Raw genomic sequence first — 16,004 nt, 5'->3', positions numbered from 1 at the left:
AGCGGCTAGATTGTTCTGTGCCGCGGAAGCTCCATCTTGACCAGCGAAGACGCAGAGATGCGCCGGAATTTCAGGAGATGTTCCGTGACGGCCGCAGTCCACACCTATGCCAGCGACGTCGCCTTCTCGCCGACGGTGAAGGCGATCCAGGCCCGCAAGGGTTCGCGTGAGGCCTACGCGCGGAGCGAGCAGCGCGGCTGGCGCACCGAGGTCGACGACAACCTCGCGGCCTTCCTGGCCGACGCCAACAGCTTCTATTTCGCCACCGCTTCAGTCGACGGCCAGCCCTATATCCAGCACCGCGGCGGGCCCAAGGGTTTTCTCAAGGTGCTGGACAAGCAGACGCTGGCCTTCGCCGACTATGCCGGCAACCAGCAGTTCATTACCCAGGGCAATCTCTCGGAGAATCCCAAGGCCTACATCTTCGTCATGGACTACGCCCATCGCCGCCGCGTGAAGATCTGGGGCGAGGCGCGCGTGGTTGAGGACGACGAGGCGCTGATCGCGTCGCTGATGCCGAAAGGCTACCGCGCGCGGCCCGAGCAGGTGATCCTGTTCAAGATCGCGGCGTGGGACACCAACTGTCCGCAGCACATCCCGCAGAAATTCGACGCGGGCGATGTCGCAGCAGCGCTGGCGGCGAGAGACGCGAGGATCGCGCAGCTGGAGGCGGAGGTCGCGGCGCTGAAGGGGGAGAAGGCCGCGACGATTTGAGCGGCCCTCTTCGCCTCTCCCCGCGTGCGGGGAGAGGCCGGATCGCATCGCAGATGCGATCCGGGTGAGGGGGAGCCTCCGCGAATCGATCTGCTTGATATAGCGGCTGCTCCGTCTACACCATCATTGCGAGCGTAGCGAAGCAATCCAGTGTCTCCGCGGAAAGATTCTGGGTTGCTTCGCTGCGCTCGCAATGACGAGGAGAGATCGCGAGCTCGGCTATCACCGTCTGCGCGGAGGCGGCCCCTCACTCCGACCCTCTCAGCGCGAGCGAAGCTCGTCGCGGCCCCGTAAGAACGAGGAGAGGGAGAGGAGAGACCTAGATCCGACTCTCGCCCTCATGCTGGAAGCCGAGATAGCTCGCCGCCACCCGCTCGTTCGCGGCGATGTCACTGGCCTTGCCGCTGAGCACGAACTCGCCAAGCTCCATCACATAGGCCTGGTCCGCGATCTTCAGCGCCGCCTGGGCGTTCTGCTCGACCAGCAGCACGGAGACGCCGCTGGCGCGCAGCTCGGTGATGATGCGGAAGATGTCGGCGACGATGATGGGAGCGAGGCCGAGGCTCGGCTCGTCCAGCATCAAGAGCTTCGGCTCGCCCATCAGCGCGCGGCCCATCGCGAGCATCTGCTGCTCGCCGCCGGAGAGCGTGCCGGCGAGCTGCTTGCGGCGCTCCTTGAGCCGCGGAAACAACGCGTAGACCCGCTCGATCGAGGACTTCGCCCTGCTCCGCTCGATGCGGAAGGCCCCCAACTCGAGATTGTCCTCGACATTCATGGTCACGAACAATTCGCGGTGCTCCGGGACGAGCCCGAGCCCCATCGCGACGCGGTCCTCGATGTCGAGCCGGGCGAGATCCTGCCCGGCAAAGGCGACGCGGCCCTTCAGCGGCAAGATGCCCATGATGGCCGAGAGCAGCGTGGTCTTGCCGGCGCCGTTGGCGCCGACGATGGTGACGATCTCGTTGGTGCCGACCTCGAGCGAGACCGAGCGCACGGCCTCGACCTTGCCATAGGCGACATGCGCATCGGTGACGGACAACAGCGCGCTCATGCCGCCACTCCGAGATAGGCCTTGATCACTTCGGGATTGGTCTTGATCGTGGCGGGCGTCCCTTCGGCGATCTTGGTGCCGAAATCGAGCACCACGATGCGGTCGGCCAGGTTCATGACGAAGCCCATGTCGTGCTCCACCAGCAGCACGCTCATGCCGCCGTCGCGCAGCTCGCGGAGCAGCGTTGCGAGACGCTGCTTCTCCATGTGGCGCAGGCCCGCGGCCGGCTCGTCGAGCAGCAGCAGCATCGGATCGACACACAGCGCGCGCGCAATCTCGACGATGCGCTGCTGGCCGAGCGAGAGCGAACCTGCGAGCTGGTGCATCTGCTCGGCGAGCCCGACGCGCTCGATCTGGCGGGCGGCTTCCGCGAGCAGCTTGGCCTCATCCGCGCGGTCGAGCCGCAGCATCGATGAGATCGGCCCGGAATGGCCGCGCAGATGGGCGCCGATCGCGACGTTCTCCAGCACGGTCATGTCAGGGACCAGCTTGACGTGCTGGAAGGTGCGGGAAATGCCGAGCTTGACGATCTCCTGCGGCGGCGCGTTGTCGACCTTCCTGCCGAGCACCGAGATCGAGCCCGAGGTCGCCGACAGCACGCCGGTGATCAGATTGAACGTCGTGCTCTTGCCGGCGCCGTTCGGGCCGATCAGCGCGACGATCTCGCGGGCCTGGACGTCGAAGGAGACGTTGTTGACCGCGACCACGCCGCCGAACTGTTTTCGCGCTTTTTCGACTTGGAGAAGCACGCCCGATTCGCCGGCCGCGCGGGCGCGATGCTCCAGCTTCAACGAGGTGTCAGGCTTCCTGCCACCGGTGCGCTCGGGCAGGAACGATATCAACCAGGGCCAGAGGCCGCCGGGCGCGAGCTGCAGCAACGCCACCAGCATGATGCCGAACACGATGGTCTCGACCTGGCCGGAGCCGGGCAGGATCAGCGGCAGATAGCTTTGCAGTACCTCCTTCAGCACCACCACGATGGCCGCGCCCAAGACGCCGCCCCAGACATAGCCGGCGCCGCCGACGACCGCGATGAAGAGATATTCGATGCCGGCCTGGGCGCCGAACGGCGTCGGGTTCACGGCACGCTGAAGATGCGCGTAGAGCCATCCCGAAAGTCCCGCGAGCACCGCGGCATGGATGAACACCAAGAGCTTTGCGCGCGGCGTGTGCACGCCGAAGGCCTCGGCCGCGACATGGCCGCGCCTGAGCGCGCGAATGGCGCGGCCGGTCCGGGAGTCCAACAGGTTCATCGTCAGCACGGCCGAGACGATCACGGCGACCCAGATCGCGTAATAGATCGAGCCGGGCGAGAGCATCTTGAACGTGCCGATCGACAGCGGCGGGATCGCCGAGATGCCGTCGTTGCGGCCGAGGAACTCCAGCTTGCTGAAGAGGTAGAACAGGCCTAACCCCCAGGCGAGCGTGCCGAGCGGCAGATAATGGCCGGAGAGGCGGACCGTGATCAGCCCGAGCAGCACCGCGAGCGATCCGCTGACCACGAGCGACAGTGGCAGCGTCAGCCACGGCGACAGGCCGTAAGCCGTGGACAGCACCGCGGTGGTGTAGGCGCCGAAGCCGACGAAGGCGGCCTGGCCGAACGAGGTGAGGCCGCCGACGCCGGTCAGCAGCACGAGGCCCATCGCGACCAGGGCGGCGAGACCGATATTGTCGAGCAGCACGATCCAGAACGGCGGCATGCCGGGAAGATGCGGGATCGCCGCCATGAGAAGAGCGAAGATGAGGATGGGAAGCCGGCTCTGCATCTTGGCGTCAGTCCTTCTCTTCCTCGACCGCGGGAGCTGCGAGCGAGCGCAGCAGCAGCACGGGGATCAGCAGCATGAAGACGATCACTTCCTTGTAGTTGGAGGCATAGAAGGACGAGAACGCCTCGACGATGCCGACGACCAGCGCCGCGACAGCGGTGAGGGGATAGCTGACGAGCCCGCCGATGATCGCGGCGACGAAGCCTTTCAGCCCGATCAGGAAGCCCGAGTCGTAATAGAGCGTCGTGATCGGCACGATCATGATGCCCGACAGTGCGCCGATCACCGAGGCCAGCAGGAAGGCGATCTGCCCCGACAGCGTGGTGCGGATGCCCGCAAGCCGTGCGCCCAGCCGGTTCACCGCGGTTGCGCGCAGCGCCTTGCCGTAGAGCGTCAGGCCGAAGAACAGCCAGAGGGCGACGATGAAGGCGATGGTGATGGCGTAGACGGTGATGCTCTGGCCGGTAAAGCGCAGCGCGCCGGCGGTGAAGGCGCCGGACAGCACGGCAGGTCCGCGCTGGCCTTCGGCGCCGAAGAACAACAGACCGAGGCCCTGCAGCGCGAGGTGAACGCCGACGGATGCGATCAGCAGCACCAGCACGGAGGTGTGCGCCAGCGGCTGGAACGCGATGCGATAGAGATAGACGCCGATCATCGCCACGATCACCAGCGACAGCGCGATGCAGACCGGCACCGGCGGCTTCTGCGCAGCGAAGTACAGGGTTAGTGCCAGCACGATGGCCGGCAGCACGATGTTGGTGATGCAGCTGCGCAGGATCAGCCGCGCATGCAGCGCCTTGCGCGCCACGAACAGGTCGAAGACGAAGGCACCGATGCCCAGCGCCAGTGCGAGCTTGCCCGTGCCGGGCATCTGGCCCGCGGCCAGCGAGGCATAGGTCAGCGCGCCATAGGTGACGAATTCGCCCTGGGGAATGAGGATGACGCGGGTGACGGCGAACACCAGCACCAGTGCGAGGCCGAGCAGCGCATAGATCGCGCCATTGGTGATGCCGTCCTGCACCAGGAACAGCATGATGGTGGTATTCAAGACCGGACGCTCCCCCTAATCCGGACCGGTCCTCTCGATTGCGGTGGACGGTCCGCTCACAGCCATTGAAAAACGCTGACGATATTTGATATGGTCCATAACAATTATCAAATATAACATCAAGGGTGGCGAGCGACCCGTCCCGAATTTAGCGGGATTACGAGCACGAGGCGATGACCGTTTCCAAAACCGCTGAAAAGTCCTCCGAAAAGGCGGCCGACGCGGCCAAGGGCCGCAAGGACCCGGCCGAGCCGCAGGCCGAGGCGCTCCAGCTCGGCGAGCTCTCCGAGCAGCTCGGCTATGTCCTGAAGCGGGCGCAGCTCAAGGTGTTCGAGAACTTTCTGCGCTGCATGGCCTCGCTGCAGCTGACGCCGGCGCAGTTCTCGGTGCTGCTGCTGGTCGAGAAGAACCCCGGCCGCAATCAGACCGAGATCGCCTCCACCCTCGGCATCCTGCGCCCGAATTTTGTGGCCATGCTCGACAACCTGGAGAGCCGCGACCTTTGCGCGCGGATCCGCTCCACCAACGACCGCCGCTCGCACATCCTGGTCTTGACCGACAAGGGCAAGGCCGTGCTGGCGCGCGCAAAAAAGCTCGTCGCCACCAAGCACGAGGCCCGGCTGAACGATCTGCTCGGCCAGTCCAACCGCGAGGCCCTGATCGGGATGCTCGCGAAGATCGCCAACGAGTTTTGAGGGATTTCGTCATTCCGGGGCGATGCGTAGCATCGAACCCGGAATCTCGAGATTCCGGGTTCACGCTTCCGCGTGCCCCGGAATGACGAGAGAGGCACGACCTCAATCCACCAAAATAACCCGGATATCATTCACATTGGTCAGCGTCGGCCCCGGCTGCAGCAGATCCCCCGTGGCTTCGAAGAACGTCGTCGCGTCGTTGTTGTCGAGATAGGCCTGCGGCTTAAGCCCCAGCGCTTTCATCTTCGTGAAGGTTGCCGCGTCGATCAGCGCGCCGGCGGGGTCGGTCGGGTGACCGGCGCCGCCGTCGGCACCATCGGTGTCGCCGGCGAGTGCCGAAATGTTCGGCGTGTCCTTGAGCAGCTCGGCGAGCGCCAGCGCGTATTCCTGGTTCGGCCCGCCGCGCCCGTTGCCGCGCACGGTGACCGTGAGCTCGCCGCCGGAGAGGATCGCGACGCGCTTGCCCTGGGCGCGCGCTTGCAGCGCCAGCCTGGCATGATCGGCGGCGACCTCGCGGGCCTCGCCTTCGAGATCGGCGCCGAGATCGATGGTCTCGTAGCCGGACTCGCGCGCGAGCTTCACCGCGGCGTCCAGCGATTGCTTGGGCCGCGCGATCAGCTCGAAATGCGCGCGCGCAAACGCCGCGTCACCCGGCTTGCAGCTTTCGTTATTGGGATCGTCGAGGGCGCGGCGCACGGCGTCGTCAATGTCGAGCCTGTATTTCGCCACGATCGCGCGCGCATCCGCCAGCGTCGTCGCGTCGGGCACGGTGGGGCCGGAGGCGATCGCGGAAGGATCGTCATGCGGCACATCGGAGATCGCGAGCGTGACGATCTCGGCGGCATTCCTGCCGGCGCGCGCCAGCCGGCCACCTTTGATGCGTGACAAGTGCTTGCGCACGACATTCATCTCGCCGATCGGCGCGCCCGAGCGCAGCAGCGCCTTGTTGACGGCCTGCTTCTGCGCGAAGCTGATGCCCTCCACCGGCGCGATCCAGTTCGCCGAGCCGCCGCCGGTGAGCAGCACCAGAAGCAGATCGTCAGGCCCGGCCTCGCCGGCGAGCGCCAGCGTGTCGGCTGCGCCCTTGAGGCCGGCCTCGTCGGGCACGGGATGACCGGCCTCGACCACGCGGATGCGGCGCGTCGGCACGCCGTAGCCGTGGCGCGTGGTGGCGATGCCGACCAGCCGCTCCGGCGCGAGCTTGAGCGCGTCCAGATAGTGCCGTTCCGCCGCCGCAGCCATCGCGCCGGCGCCCTTGCCGGCGGCAAGACAGATCACGCGTCCCCTGGGGGCCGGCCGCAAGTGAGGGGCCAGCACCACATTGGGATGGGCGGCGGCAACGGCGGCATCGTAGAGCGCGCGGAGCAGGGGACGGCGGTCGGTCATGGACAATGGCCTTGAGCAGACTGAAGTGGCGGCGACAAGGTCGCCGGTCATCTGCCTACCGCATCGGGCGCCAAAGCGTAAGCGGCCTTTACCATCATTCGATTGTGCAATCGCGTGATCATAATCGCTGCGCAAGCAAAGCCCCCTGCGTCGCGCAGGGGGCTTTCCGTCACGAGGTCGTCAGGCAGCTAGCCGCCGACGTCCGCGCTGATCACGTCGCCGAACAACTCCCATTTCTCGCCCTTGAACTTCTCAAGCCGGAGCTGGCTGATTGGCGCGAAGTCGGTCGGGGAGGTGTTGATCTGGATGCCGGGCAGCAGCACCTCCGTGCGGAAGTCCTTCAGGCTGGCGGCTTGCTTCATGATGTTCGCACGCGTCAAGTCGTCGCCACATTGCTTGAGCACCTGAACCAACGTCTGGGCGACGGCATAGCCGACGATGGTGCCGTGATCGAGCTTGTCGCCCTCCGGAAAGTACTTGTTCATGAAGGCCAGAAAGTCCTTCATGCCGGGATCGGTGGACCACTGCGGATCCGCGGCGTCCTTGAGATAATCGGCCGAGATGATGTCCTGGCCGTTCTCGAAGCCGGCCGGTTTCATCACGCTGCCGACGGAGGCGGAGACGTTGTTGAGGAAGTGCAGCGGCTTCCAGCCGATCTCGGCATTCTTCTTGATCGCCTGCGCCGCGAATTTCGGCGTGGTGATGTTCATGAAGACGTCGGCGCCGGTCGACTTCAGCTTGACGATGTGGTTGTCGATGGTCGGCTCGGAAGTCTCGTAGCTCTCCTCGATCACGATCATCGAGGCCGCTTTGGCCCCGAGGCCGTCCTTCAGGCCCTTGAGATAGTCCTTGCCGTAATCGTCGTTCTGGTAGAGCACGGCGATCTTGGCGTCCGGCTTGTTCTTCAAGAGCCACTTCGCATAGATCTGCGTCTCGCTCTGGTAGTTGGGTTGCCAGCCCATGGTCCAGGGGAAGTCTTTCGGATCGTTCCACTTGGTGGCGCCGGTGGCGACGAACAGCTGCGGCACCTTCTTCGAGTTCATGTACTTCTGGATCGCCGAGTTCGGCGGTGTGCCGAGCGAGTTGAAGATCAGCAGCACCTCGTCGCTCTCGACCAGCTTGCGGGCCTGCTCCACCGTCTTTGGCGGTGAGTACGCATCGTCATAGCTGATGAAGTTGATCTTGCGGCCGTTGATGCCGCCCTCGTCGTTGATCTTTTTGAAATAGGCGGCTTCGGTCCGCCCGATGATGCCGTAGGCGGAAGCCGGTCCGCTGTAGGGCATGATGTTGCCGATCTTGATCTCGGTGTCGGTCGCGCCGGTATCGTATTTCTTCTGCGCCGATGCAGTTGAGGTCGAGGCCGCGATGAGCGCGAGCGCCAATGATGCGGCCGCAAGCTTGCCGGTGACAGCAGGCATTCCAATCTCCCTGTTTTTCTTGGTGTGTGCGCGTCCTTTTCTTGTCTCGGTTTTTTTGGCGGCGCGACCGCAATTCAATACGATTTGCCCGAAAGCTTCAAGGAAAAGCCCCTGCGACTTGGCCGCAGGGGCTGCGTCTTTAGTCGTTAATCACGCCAGTCGATCCCCTAGCCTCCGACGTCGCTGCTGAGAACGTCGCCGAACCGCTCCCAGGCTTCTCCTTTGAAGCGGATGAGCTGCAACTGCGAGATCGGAGCAAAGTCGGTGGGGCTGGTATTAACCTTGACACCCGGGAGCAGGCCGGCGGGTTCGAAGTCCTTGATGCTGGCCGCCTGCTTCATCACGTTCGCACGCGTCAGATCGTCGCCGCAGGCCTTCAGCACCTGCACGAGACCCTGGGACACGATGAAGCCGTACATCACCGAGGCGTCGGCCCGGTTGGCCTCGGGATAGTATTTGTCCAGGAACTCGTTCCAGGCCTTCATCGCGGGATCGTCCTTCCATTGCGGATCGGTGGGATCCTTGAAATATTGCGAGGAGATGATGTCCTGGGCGTTCTCGAAGCCTGCTGGCTTGATCACACTGCCGATCGATGCCGATACGTTGTTGAGGAAATGGAGCGGCTTCCAGCCGATCTCCGCATTCTTCTTGATCGCCTGGGCCGCGAATTTCGGCGTCGTGATGTTGAAGAACACGTCCGCGCCGGATGACTTCAGCCTGACGATGTGGGAGTCGATGGTCGGCTCGGAGACTTCATAGCTGTCCTCGATGATGATCATCGAGGCCTTGCTCCCAAGCCCGTCCTTGAAACCCTTCAGATAGTCCTTGCCGTAATCGTCGTTCTGATAGAGCACGCCGATCTTGGCGTCGGGATGGTTCTTCAGGATGTACTTTGCGTAAATCTGCGACTCGCTCTGGTAGTTGGGCTGCCAGCCCATGGTCCAGGGGAAATCTTTCGGATCGTTCCACTTGGTGGCGCCGGTGGCGACGAAGAGCTGCGGCACCTTCTTCTGGTTCATGTATTTCTGGATCGCCGAGTTCGGCGGTGTGCCGAGCGAGTTGAAGATCAGCAGCACCTCGTCGCTCTCGACGAGCTTGCGGGCCTGCTCCACGGTCTTCGGCGGCGAATAGGCGTCGTCATAGCTGACGAAGTTGATCTTGCGGCCGTTGATGCCGCCTTCAGCGTTGATCTTGCGGAAATAGGCTTCTTCCGTCTTGCCGATCACGCCGTAGGCGGACGCCGGACCGCTGTAGGGCATGATGTTGCCGATCTTGATTTCGGTGTCGGATGCGCCGGTGTCGTATTTCTTCTGGGCCGATGCTGCCGTGGACAGGGTGGCAGCAAGCACGAGGGCAGCCGAGAAGGCCCCCAAACGCACATGCATTGCAGGCATCTTGCTCTCCCTAGCTCGGTTTGAATGTGTCGATTGTTTTTGGTTGGGAGCGATCTTTGCCCGTCACTCCGACGCATATTCAATACCCTTCTCGGGCGGCCAGCAAGGAGAACGCCCAGCCTGAGACACCGCGGCGAGGCGCTCTTTTTTTGAGATGATGCGGAATATTCCGGTGCGCGAGATGAGGCGCGTCGTCGCTCGACCGCGCTGAGATTGTCTCGCTGAATATCGGCTATTTTGAATTGCGCGCCGGCGCGCTCAATGCACGAGCTCGCTGGAAATGATGTCGCCGAACAGCTCCCACCTTTTGCCCTTGAAGCGCATCATCTGGAGTTGCTCGATCGGCGCGAAATTGTCCGGCGCGGTATTGATCTTGATGCCGGGCAGCAGCGTATCGGGTTCGAAGTCTTTCAGGCTGGCGGCCTGTTTCATGACATTCTGGCGGGTGAGATCGTCGCCGCACATCTGCAGCACCTTCACCATGGTCTGTGCGGCGGCATAGCCGAACACGACGCCGGCATCGAGCTTGTTGGCCTTGGGGTCATATTGGGCGAGGAAGCTGTAGAACTTCTTCATGCCGTCGTCGGCATTCCACTGCGGATCGGAGCCGTCCTTGGTGTAACTCGCCGACAGGATGCCTTGCGAGATCTCGAAGCCCGCTGGTTCGATCACGCCGCCGACCGAGGCCGAGACGTTGGAGATGATCTGGACCGGATGCCAGTTGATCTCGGCCGCCTTCTTGATCGCCTGCGCTGTGAATTTCGGTGTGGTGATGCTGATGAAGACGTCGGCGCCGGAGGCTTTCAATTTGACGACGTGCTCGTCGACCGCCGGCTCCGAGGTGTCGTAGGCTTCTTCCAGCACGATCATCGAAGCCTTGGCCCCGAGACCCTCCTTCAGCCCCTTGAGATAGTCCTTGCCGAAATCGTCGTTCTGGTAGAGCACGCCGATCTTTCCGTCCGGCTTCTCCTTCATGACGTATTTGGCGTAGATGCGCGCCTCGCTCGTGTAGCTCGGCTGCCAACCCATGGTCCAGGGATATTGCTTGGGATCGTTCCATTTCGACGCGCCGCTCGCCACGAACAATTGCGGCACCTTCTTCTCGTTCATGTATTTGCGGATGGCGCTGTTGGTGGAGGTGCCGAGCGAGCCGAAGATCAACAGCACACCGTCGCTCTCGACCAGCTTGCGCGCCTGCTCCACCGTTTTCGGCGGCGAATAGGCGTCGTCATAGGAGATGAATTTGATCTTGCGGCCGTTGATGCCGCCCTCGGCATTGACCTTGTTGAAATAGGCTTCCTCGGCCTTGCCGATCGCGGCATAGGCGGAGGCCGGACCACTATAGGGCATGATGTTCCCGATCTTGATCTCGGTATCGGAAGCGCCGCTGTCGTATTTCTTCTGCGCCAGCACTTCGCTGCTCATTGCAGTGCACAACGCGAATGCGACGCAGAGGGGCGCAACCTGAAAACGAACGGCAGTCATTGTTCTCCTACCCCGAGCTGGATCGGCGCCGCATTGAACAAGATTGCGGCCAGACGTCAACAAAAAGCCCCCGCGGTTGCCCGCGGGGGCTCTTCGCGCTGAATTATAGCGTCAGCGTGTCATTCGGAGGCGACGTCGCCGCTGATGATCTCGCCGAACAGTTCCCACTTCTCGCCCTTGAAGCGCATCATCTGGAGCTGCGCAATCGGAGCGAAGTCGTTGGCGCTGGTGTTGATCTTGACGCCGGGCAGCAGGGTATCCGGCGCAAAGTCCTTCAGGCTCGCAGCCTGCTTCATGAGGTTGACGCGGGTGAGATCGTCACCGCACATTTCCAGCACCTTGGCCAGGGTCGACGCGGCGCCGTAGCCATAGACCATGCTGGTGTCGGACTTGTCGGCGCCCGGCATGTACTTGTCGACGAACTCGTTCCACCTCTTCATGCCGGGATCGTTGGCCCACTGCGGATCCGTCGAATCCTTGGCATAGGCCGCCGACAGCACGCCCTGCGCGTTCTCGAAGCCGGCCGGCTTCATCACGCTGCCGACCGAGATCGACACGTTGGTGAGGATCTGGAGCGGCTTCCAGCTGAGCTCGGCGGTCTTCTTGATGGTCTGGGCCGCAAACTTTGGCGTGGCGTAGATCAAGAGCACGTCGGGATTGGCCGCCTTGATCTTGACGATGTGGCCGTCGATCGACGGCTCGGAGACCTCATAGCTCTCTTCCATGATGATCATGGATGAGGCCTTGGCGCCGAGGCCGTCCTTGGTGCCCTTGAGGTAGTCTTTGCCGAAATCGTCGTTCTGATAGAGGATCGCGATCTTGGCGTCGGGCTTCTCCTTCATCAGCCATTTCGCGTAGATGTGCGCTTCGCTCTGGTAGGAGGGCTGCCAGCCCATGGTCCAGGGGAAGTTCTTCGGATCGTTCCACTTGGTCGCGCCGGTGGCGACGAAGAGCTGCGGGATCTTCTTGGCGTTGAGGTATTTCTGGATCGCCGTGTTCGAAGGCGTGCCGAGCGGATTGAAGACGGCCAGCACCTCGTCGCTCTCGACCAGCTTGCGGACCTGCTCGACGGCTTTCGGCGGCGAATAGCCGTCGTCATAGGTGACGAAATTGATCTTGCGGCCGTTGATGCCGCCCTTGTCGTTGATCATCTTGAAATAGGCTTCTTCGGTCTTGCCGATGATGCCATAGGCCGACGCCGGACCGCTGTACGGCATGATGTTGCCGATCTTGATGTCGGTATCGGACGCGCCGGTGTCGTATTTCTTTTGGGCGAGTGCAGCGCCGGAGGTGAGAGTGACGGCCGCCGTTGCCGTGACCAGCGCGGCGGCTCGCAGTGTTCTTTCGAAAAGCAATTGGGTCTCCTTCGTTAAACAACAGTCCGTGAGAGATTTCAGTTCTTCCTGAGCTTGCCGATCAGTTGCTGGCCCAGGATCGCGACCTGCCTTGCGCCGTGCGGCACGAGGTAGATGACGAGGAACAACAGCACGCCGAACACTGCGCCGGAGAGGCCCTTGGAGATGCTTTCCGCCATGTTCGGCACGAAGATGATGAAAGCCGCGCCGACGAACGAGCCGGGCAGCCAGCCGACGCCGCCGACGACCATGCCGAGGAACAGCGAGATCGCGAGCGTGATGGTGTAGCTGTCCGGCGCGACGAATTGCACGGCGATGGCGCCGAGCGAGCCGGCAACGCCGGTGATGCCGGCGGACACCCCGAACGCCAGCGTCTTGTAGAGCGAGACGTTGACACCCATCGAGGAGGCCGCGATCTCGTTGTCGCGGATTGCCATGAAGGCGCGGCCGGAGCGGGAGCGCAGCAGGTTGACCGAGAAGATGTAGATCGCGACCGTCACGACGAGCGTGAAATAGTACAGCCACATATCCTGCGACATCGGCAGGCCAAATGGCGCGTCCGGCTTGGTGACGACGAGACCCTGCACGCCACCGGTCCAATGCTCGAGGAAGTTCAGCTTGAGCAGCTGCGGCATCGCGGTCGCGAGCGCGAAGGTCGCGAGCGCGAGATAGACGCCGGACAGCCGCAGCGCCGGCTTGCCGAACAGGTAACCGAATGCGAAGCAGATCGCGGCGGAAATCGGAATGGTCAGGGCGTAATTGATGTTGGCGTGCTCCATCAGCACCGCCGAGGTATAGGCGCCGACGGCGTAGAACGCGCTCTGGCCGAGCGAGAACTGGCCGCTTCCGCCGGTCAGGATGTTCAGCGCCAGCACGGCGAGCCCGTAGATCAGGAGCATCGTCATCTGGAAGATGATGAAATTCTTGACGAACATCGGCACGATCAACAGCGCCGCCAGCACCAGCAGCGAGGTGCCGGTGCCCAGCGTCATGGCCCGCTTCGGAACCGCCTCGACCGCTTCGTGGCCTTCGGCGACGACTTCTTCTGCAGCGCTCATGATCAAACTCGCTTGACGATGTGCCGGCCGAACAGGCCAGCGGGTTTGACGACCAGGACGGAGATGATCAGCGCGAGCGCGATCGGGAGCTTCAGCTCGTTGCCGACGCCCGGGATGTAGGTGCCGGCGAGATTCTCGAAGATGCCAACCAGGAAGCCGCCGACCACGGCGCCGAACGGGCTCGACAGTCCGCCGAGCACTGCCGCGGCGAAGCCGTAGATCAGGACGCCGCCCATCATGTTGGGCTCGAGGAACACGACGGGAGCGATCAGCATGCCGGCGATCGAGCCGATCGCGGTCGCCATGCCCCAGCCTAGCGCGATCATCCAGCTCGTGTTGATGCCGACGAGACGGGCCGATTCAGGCACGGACGCGGCGGCGCGCATGGCGAGACCGATGCGGGTGTACTGGAAGAAGAAGTAGAGGCCCAGCAGCAGCAGCACGGTGACGCCGATCATGCCGGCCTGGTGGGTGGAGATCAGCTGGCTGCCCAGGAACGGTGCGGAGCCGAACGGGGTCGGATATTGCTTGATGGTGAAGTCCCAGATCAGGCCGGCCGAGGAGTTGATGATCGCAAACAGGGCGATGAAGCCGGCGACGTTGGTCAAAACCGGTGCCTTCGCGAGCGGCTTGAACAGGATGCGCTCGATCGCGATGCCGGCGACAAAGGAAAATGCCAGCGTGATGAGGAAGGCGGCCCAATAGGACACGCCCCACTGCATCAGCTGCCACGAGATGAAGGTCGAGAACATCGCCATCTCGCCTTGCGCGAAGTTGAGATGGTCGATGGCCTGGTAGATCATGACGACGGCGAGCGCCATGCAGGCATAGATCGCGCCCGTGGCGATGCCGGCCAGGACTTGGTTGGTGAACAGCTCCATTGTCCCGGCTCCCTAAAACTTGCCCGATGGGGTTTGAACTGCAACGGCGTCGAACGTCCACCTCTCCCTTAGGGAGAGGTCGGCGCGAAGCGCCGGGTGAGGGGTTTCGGTCTTCCGGTGAAGCTGCGGCCCCTCACCCGATTTGCTGCGCAAATCGACCTCTCCCCTTCGGGGAGACGTGTACGGAGAGCGCGTGTGATTCCTTGCCATCATCCGCTCCTCAGTAACCCAGATAGGATTTGCGGATTTCTTCGTTGTTCGCGATGTCCTTGGCTTTGCCAGACATCACGATGCGGCCGGTCTCGATCACATAAGCCTGGTCGGCGAGCTCGAGCGCGAGCTGGGCGTTCTGCTCGACCACCAGGATCGACACCTTGTCCTCGCGGTTGATCTTGCCGAGGATGCCGAACAGATCGCGCACCACCAGCGGCGCGAGGCCGAAGGACGGCTCGTCCAGCAGCATCAGCCGCGGCCGCAGCATCAGCGCCCTGGCGACCGCGAGCATCTGTTGCTCGCCGCCGGAGAGTGTGCCGGCCTGCTGGGTGTGGCGCTGCTTCAACACCGGGAAGTGCGCGTACATGCGCTCGATGTCGGAGACGATGCCGGCGCCGTCCTTGCGGGTGATGGCTCCGAGCTGGAGGTTCTCCTCCACCGTCATGGTGGTGAAGGTGCCGCGGCCCTGCGGCACATGGGCGATGCCGAACCGCACGATGTTCTCGGTCGAGCGGTTGTTCAGCGGCTTGCCGTCGAACTCGATCGCGCCGGTCGAGCGCACCATGTTGCAGATCGCGCGCAGCGTGGTGGTCTTGCCGGCGCCGTTGGCCCCGAGCAGCGTCGTCAGCGATCCCTCGTTGAGCGAGAAGGACAGGCCATGAAGCGCCTGGACCTGGCCGTAATAGGCGCGCAGGTCCTTGACGTTGAGCAGTGTCGTCATTGGTCTTTGCTCCCGAGGTAGGCCTTGATGACGTCGGGGTCCGCCTGCACCTGTGCGGGGGTGCCTTCCGCGAGCTTCTTGCCGAAATTGAGCGCGACGACGTGGTCGGCAATCGACATCACGAGGCCCATATGGTGCTCGACCAGCAGCACGGTCATGTGGCGCTCATCGCGGATGCGGCGGATGAGGTCGCCCAGCACATGGACTTCCTCGTGATTGAGGCCGCCGGCGGGCTCGTCGAGCAGCAGGATCTTCGGATCGGCCGCCAGCGCGCGCGCCAGCTCGACCCGCTTCTGCGTGCCGAAGGGCAGGCCGGAGACGATGGTGTGGGCGACGTCCTCGAGGTCGAGATAGGCGAGGATCTCGTGCACCTTCTTGTTGACGTCGGTCTCGCTGCGCCGGACCCAGGCAAGCCTTAAGGAGTCGCTGATGATGTCGCTGGAGGTCTTCGAGTGCGCGCCGACGCGGACGTTGTCCATCACCGACAGGTTCGGGAACAGCGCCACGTTCTGGAAGGTGCGGCCGATGCCGATCTCGGCGATCCGGTGCGGCGGCCGCGACAGGATGCTTGCGCCGTCCATCAGGATGTCGCCGGACGACGGCTGATACAGACGCGAAAGGCAGTTGAAGAGCGTGGTCTTGCCGGCGCCGTTGGGGCCGATCAATCCGAGGATCTGGCCCTGGTGCATGTCGAAGGACACACCGTTGAGCGCGACGATGCCGCCGAACACGACGCTGACGTCGCGAACCGCGAGCAGGGGCGATGTCCCCCGCGCGAGCTGTGCCTGCGTCATCTCGTCTCGCTCACGTCGTTCAGTG

The 16,004-nt window shown here is 63.4% G+C and carries 14 protein-coding genes; 2 read left to right on the top strand and 12 right to left on the bottom strand.

All coding sequences use genetic code 11. The features are described 5' to 3' along the window. The first annotated feature begins 84 nt into the window (after positions 1–84). Entirely contained in the window at positions 85–714 is a 630-nt protein-coding gene (locus YU9_RS0128490) for a pyridoxamine 5'-phosphate oxidase family protein (protein ID WP_027575860.1), read from the top strand. Positions 715–1,033: 319 nt separating this feature from the next. On the opposite strand, the gene YU9_RS0128485 is transcribed toward YU9_RS0128490, so the two are convergent. From YU9_RS0128485 to YU9_RS0128475, 3 genes are read right to left on the bottom strand one after another with little or no spacing between them, the layout of a single operon-like run. After that, a complete protein-coding gene (locus tag YU9_RS0128485) occupies positions 1,034–1,765 on the bottom strand; it encodes an ABC transporter ATP-binding protein (RefSeq protein WP_027575859.1) in 732 nt (243 codons plus the stop codon). Beyond that, complete coding sequence (locus YU9_RS42740) at positions 1,762–3,531, bottom strand: ATP-binding cassette domain-containing protein (protein ID WP_051380552.1); 1,770 nt, start codon at positions 3,529–3,531, stop codon at positions 1,762–1,764. The genes YU9_RS0128485 and YU9_RS42740 overlap by 4 nt, the downstream gene beginning before the upstream one ends. A gap of 7 nt (positions 3,532–3,538) precedes the next feature. After that, complete coding sequence (locus YU9_RS0128475) at positions 3,539–4,579, bottom strand: branched-chain amino acid ABC transporter permease (protein WP_027575858.1); 1,041 nt, start codon at positions 4,577–4,579, stop codon at positions 3,539–3,541. 173 nt (positions 4,580–4,752) lie between these two features. Between YU9_RS0128475 and YU9_RS0128470 the strand changes: the two genes are divergently transcribed. Continuing rightward, on the top strand, positions 4,753–5,274 hold the full coding sequence (locus YU9_RS0128470; protein ID WP_027575857.1) for a MarR family winged helix-turn-helix transcriptional regulator: 522 nt from the start codon (positions 4,753–4,755) through the stop codon (positions 5,272–5,274). A 102-nt stretch (positions 5,275–5,376) separates the two neighbouring features. On the opposite strand, the gene YU9_RS0128465 is transcribed toward YU9_RS0128470, so the two are convergent. The 9 genes from YU9_RS0128465 to YU9_RS0128425 all read right to left on the bottom strand — a co-directional run bounded on the left by YU9_RS0128465 (position 5,377) and on the right by YU9_RS0128425 (position 15,979). Next, a complete protein-coding gene (locus tag YU9_RS0128465; RefSeq protein ID WP_027575856.1) occupies positions 5,377–6,660 on the bottom strand; it encodes a glycerate kinase in 1,284 nt (427 codons plus the stop codon). A 188-nt stretch (positions 6,661–6,848) separates the two neighbouring features. Continuing rightward, on the bottom strand, positions 6,849–8,078 hold the full coding sequence (locus YU9_RS0128460) for an ABC transporter substrate-binding protein (RefSeq protein WP_027575855.1): 1,230 nt from the start codon (positions 8,076–8,078) through the stop codon (positions 6,849–6,851). Between the two features lie 167 nt (positions 8,079–8,245). Beyond that, on the bottom strand, positions 8,246–9,472 hold the full coding sequence (locus YU9_RS0128455; RefSeq protein WP_027575854.1) for an ABC transporter substrate-binding protein: 1,227 nt from the start codon (positions 9,470–9,472) through the stop codon (positions 8,246–8,248). Between the two features lie 258 nt (positions 9,473–9,730). Continuing rightward, positions 9,731–10,957 carry an ABC transporter substrate-binding protein gene (locus tag YU9_RS0128450; RefSeq protein WP_027575853.1) on the bottom strand — a complete coding sequence of 409 codons (1,227 nt, stop codon included), beginning with the start codon at positions 10,955–10,957 and terminating at the stop codon, positions 9,731–9,733. A 119-nt stretch (positions 10,958–11,076) separates the two neighbouring features. Then, entirely contained in the window at positions 11,077–12,312 is a 1,236-nt protein-coding gene (locus YU9_RS0128445; RefSeq protein ID WP_027575852.1) for an ABC transporter substrate-binding protein, read from the bottom strand. 38 nt (positions 12,313–12,350) lie between these two features. Then, positions 12,351–13,370, bottom strand: coding sequence for a branched-chain amino acid ABC transporter permease (locus tag YU9_RS0128440; RefSeq protein WP_027575851.1), 1,020 nt, complete (start codon positions 13,368–13,370; stop codon positions 12,351–12,353). A 2-nt stretch (positions 13,371–13,372) separates the two neighbouring features. After that, entirely contained in the window at positions 13,373–14,251 is an 879-nt protein-coding gene (locus tag YU9_RS0128435; RefSeq protein WP_027575850.1) for a branched-chain amino acid ABC transporter permease, read from the bottom strand. A gap of 220 nt (positions 14,252–14,471) precedes the next feature. Next, a complete protein-coding gene (locus YU9_RS0128430) occupies positions 14,472–15,185 on the bottom strand; it encodes an ABC transporter ATP-binding protein (protein ID WP_027575849.1) in 714 nt (237 codons plus the stop codon). Next, positions 15,182–15,979, bottom strand: coding sequence for an ABC transporter ATP-binding protein (locus tag YU9_RS0128425; RefSeq protein ID WP_027575848.1), 798 nt, complete (start codon positions 15,977–15,979; stop codon positions 15,182–15,184). Before YU9_RS0128425 ends, YU9_RS0128430 begins: the two co-directional genes overlap by 4 nt. Between the last annotated feature and the right edge of the window lie 25 nt (positions 15,980–16,004).

The organism is Bradyrhizobium sp. WSM1743 (assembly GCF_000473065.1).
GTDB lineage: Bacteria > Pseudomonadota > Alphaproteobacteria > Rhizobiales > Xanthobacteraceae > Bradyrhizobium.
The sequence above is the reverse complement of the archived record's forward strand: the minus strand, read 5'-3'. Positions and strand labels throughout refer to the sequence as shown.

Bases quoted from the DNA above. Each gene is read 5' to 3' on its own strand.
- YU9_RS0128435 (WP_027575850.1), bottom strand. From the start codon at position 14,251: ATGGAGCTGTTCACCAACCAAGTCCTGGCCGGCATCGCCACGGGCGCG.
- YU9_RS42740 (WP_051380552.1), bottom strand. From the start codon at position 3,531: ATGCAGAGCCGGCTTCCCATCCTCATCTTCGCTCTTCTCATGGCGGCG.
- YU9_RS0128430 (WP_027575849.1), bottom strand. From the start codon at position 15,185: ATGACGACACTGCTCAACGTCAAGGACCTGCGCGCCTATTACGGCCAG.
- YU9_RS0128460 (WP_027575855.1), bottom strand. From the start codon at position 8,078: ATGCCTGCTGTCACCGGCAAGCTTGCGGCCGCATCATTGGCGCTCGCG.
- YU9_RS0128465 (WP_027575856.1), bottom strand. From the start codon at position 6,660: ATGACCGACCGCCGTCCCCTGCTCCGCGCGCTCTACGATGCCGCCGTT.
- YU9_RS0128425 (WP_027575848.1), bottom strand. From the start codon at position 15,979: ATGACGCAGGCACAGCTCGCGCGGGGGACATCGCCCCTGCTCGCGGTT.
- YU9_RS0128485 (WP_027575859.1), bottom strand. From the start codon at position 1,765: ATGAGCGCGCTGTTGTCCGTCACCGATGCGCATGTCGCCTATGGCAAG.
- YU9_RS0128455 (WP_027575854.1), bottom strand. From the start codon at position 9,472: ATGCCTGCAATGCATGTGCGTTTGGGGGCCTTCTCGGCTGCCCTCGTG.
- YU9_RS0128440 (WP_027575851.1), bottom strand. From the start codon at position 13,370: ATGAGCGCTGCAGAAGAAGTCGTCGCCGAAGGCCACGAAGCGGTCGAG.
- YU9_RS0128470 (WP_027575857.1), top strand. From the start codon at position 4,753: ATGACCGTTTCCAAAACCGCTGAAAAGTCCTCCGAAAAGGCGGCCGAC.
- YU9_RS0128450 (WP_027575853.1), bottom strand. From the start codon at position 10,957: ATGACTGCCGTTCGTTTTCAGGTTGCGCCCCTCTGCGTCGCATTCGCG.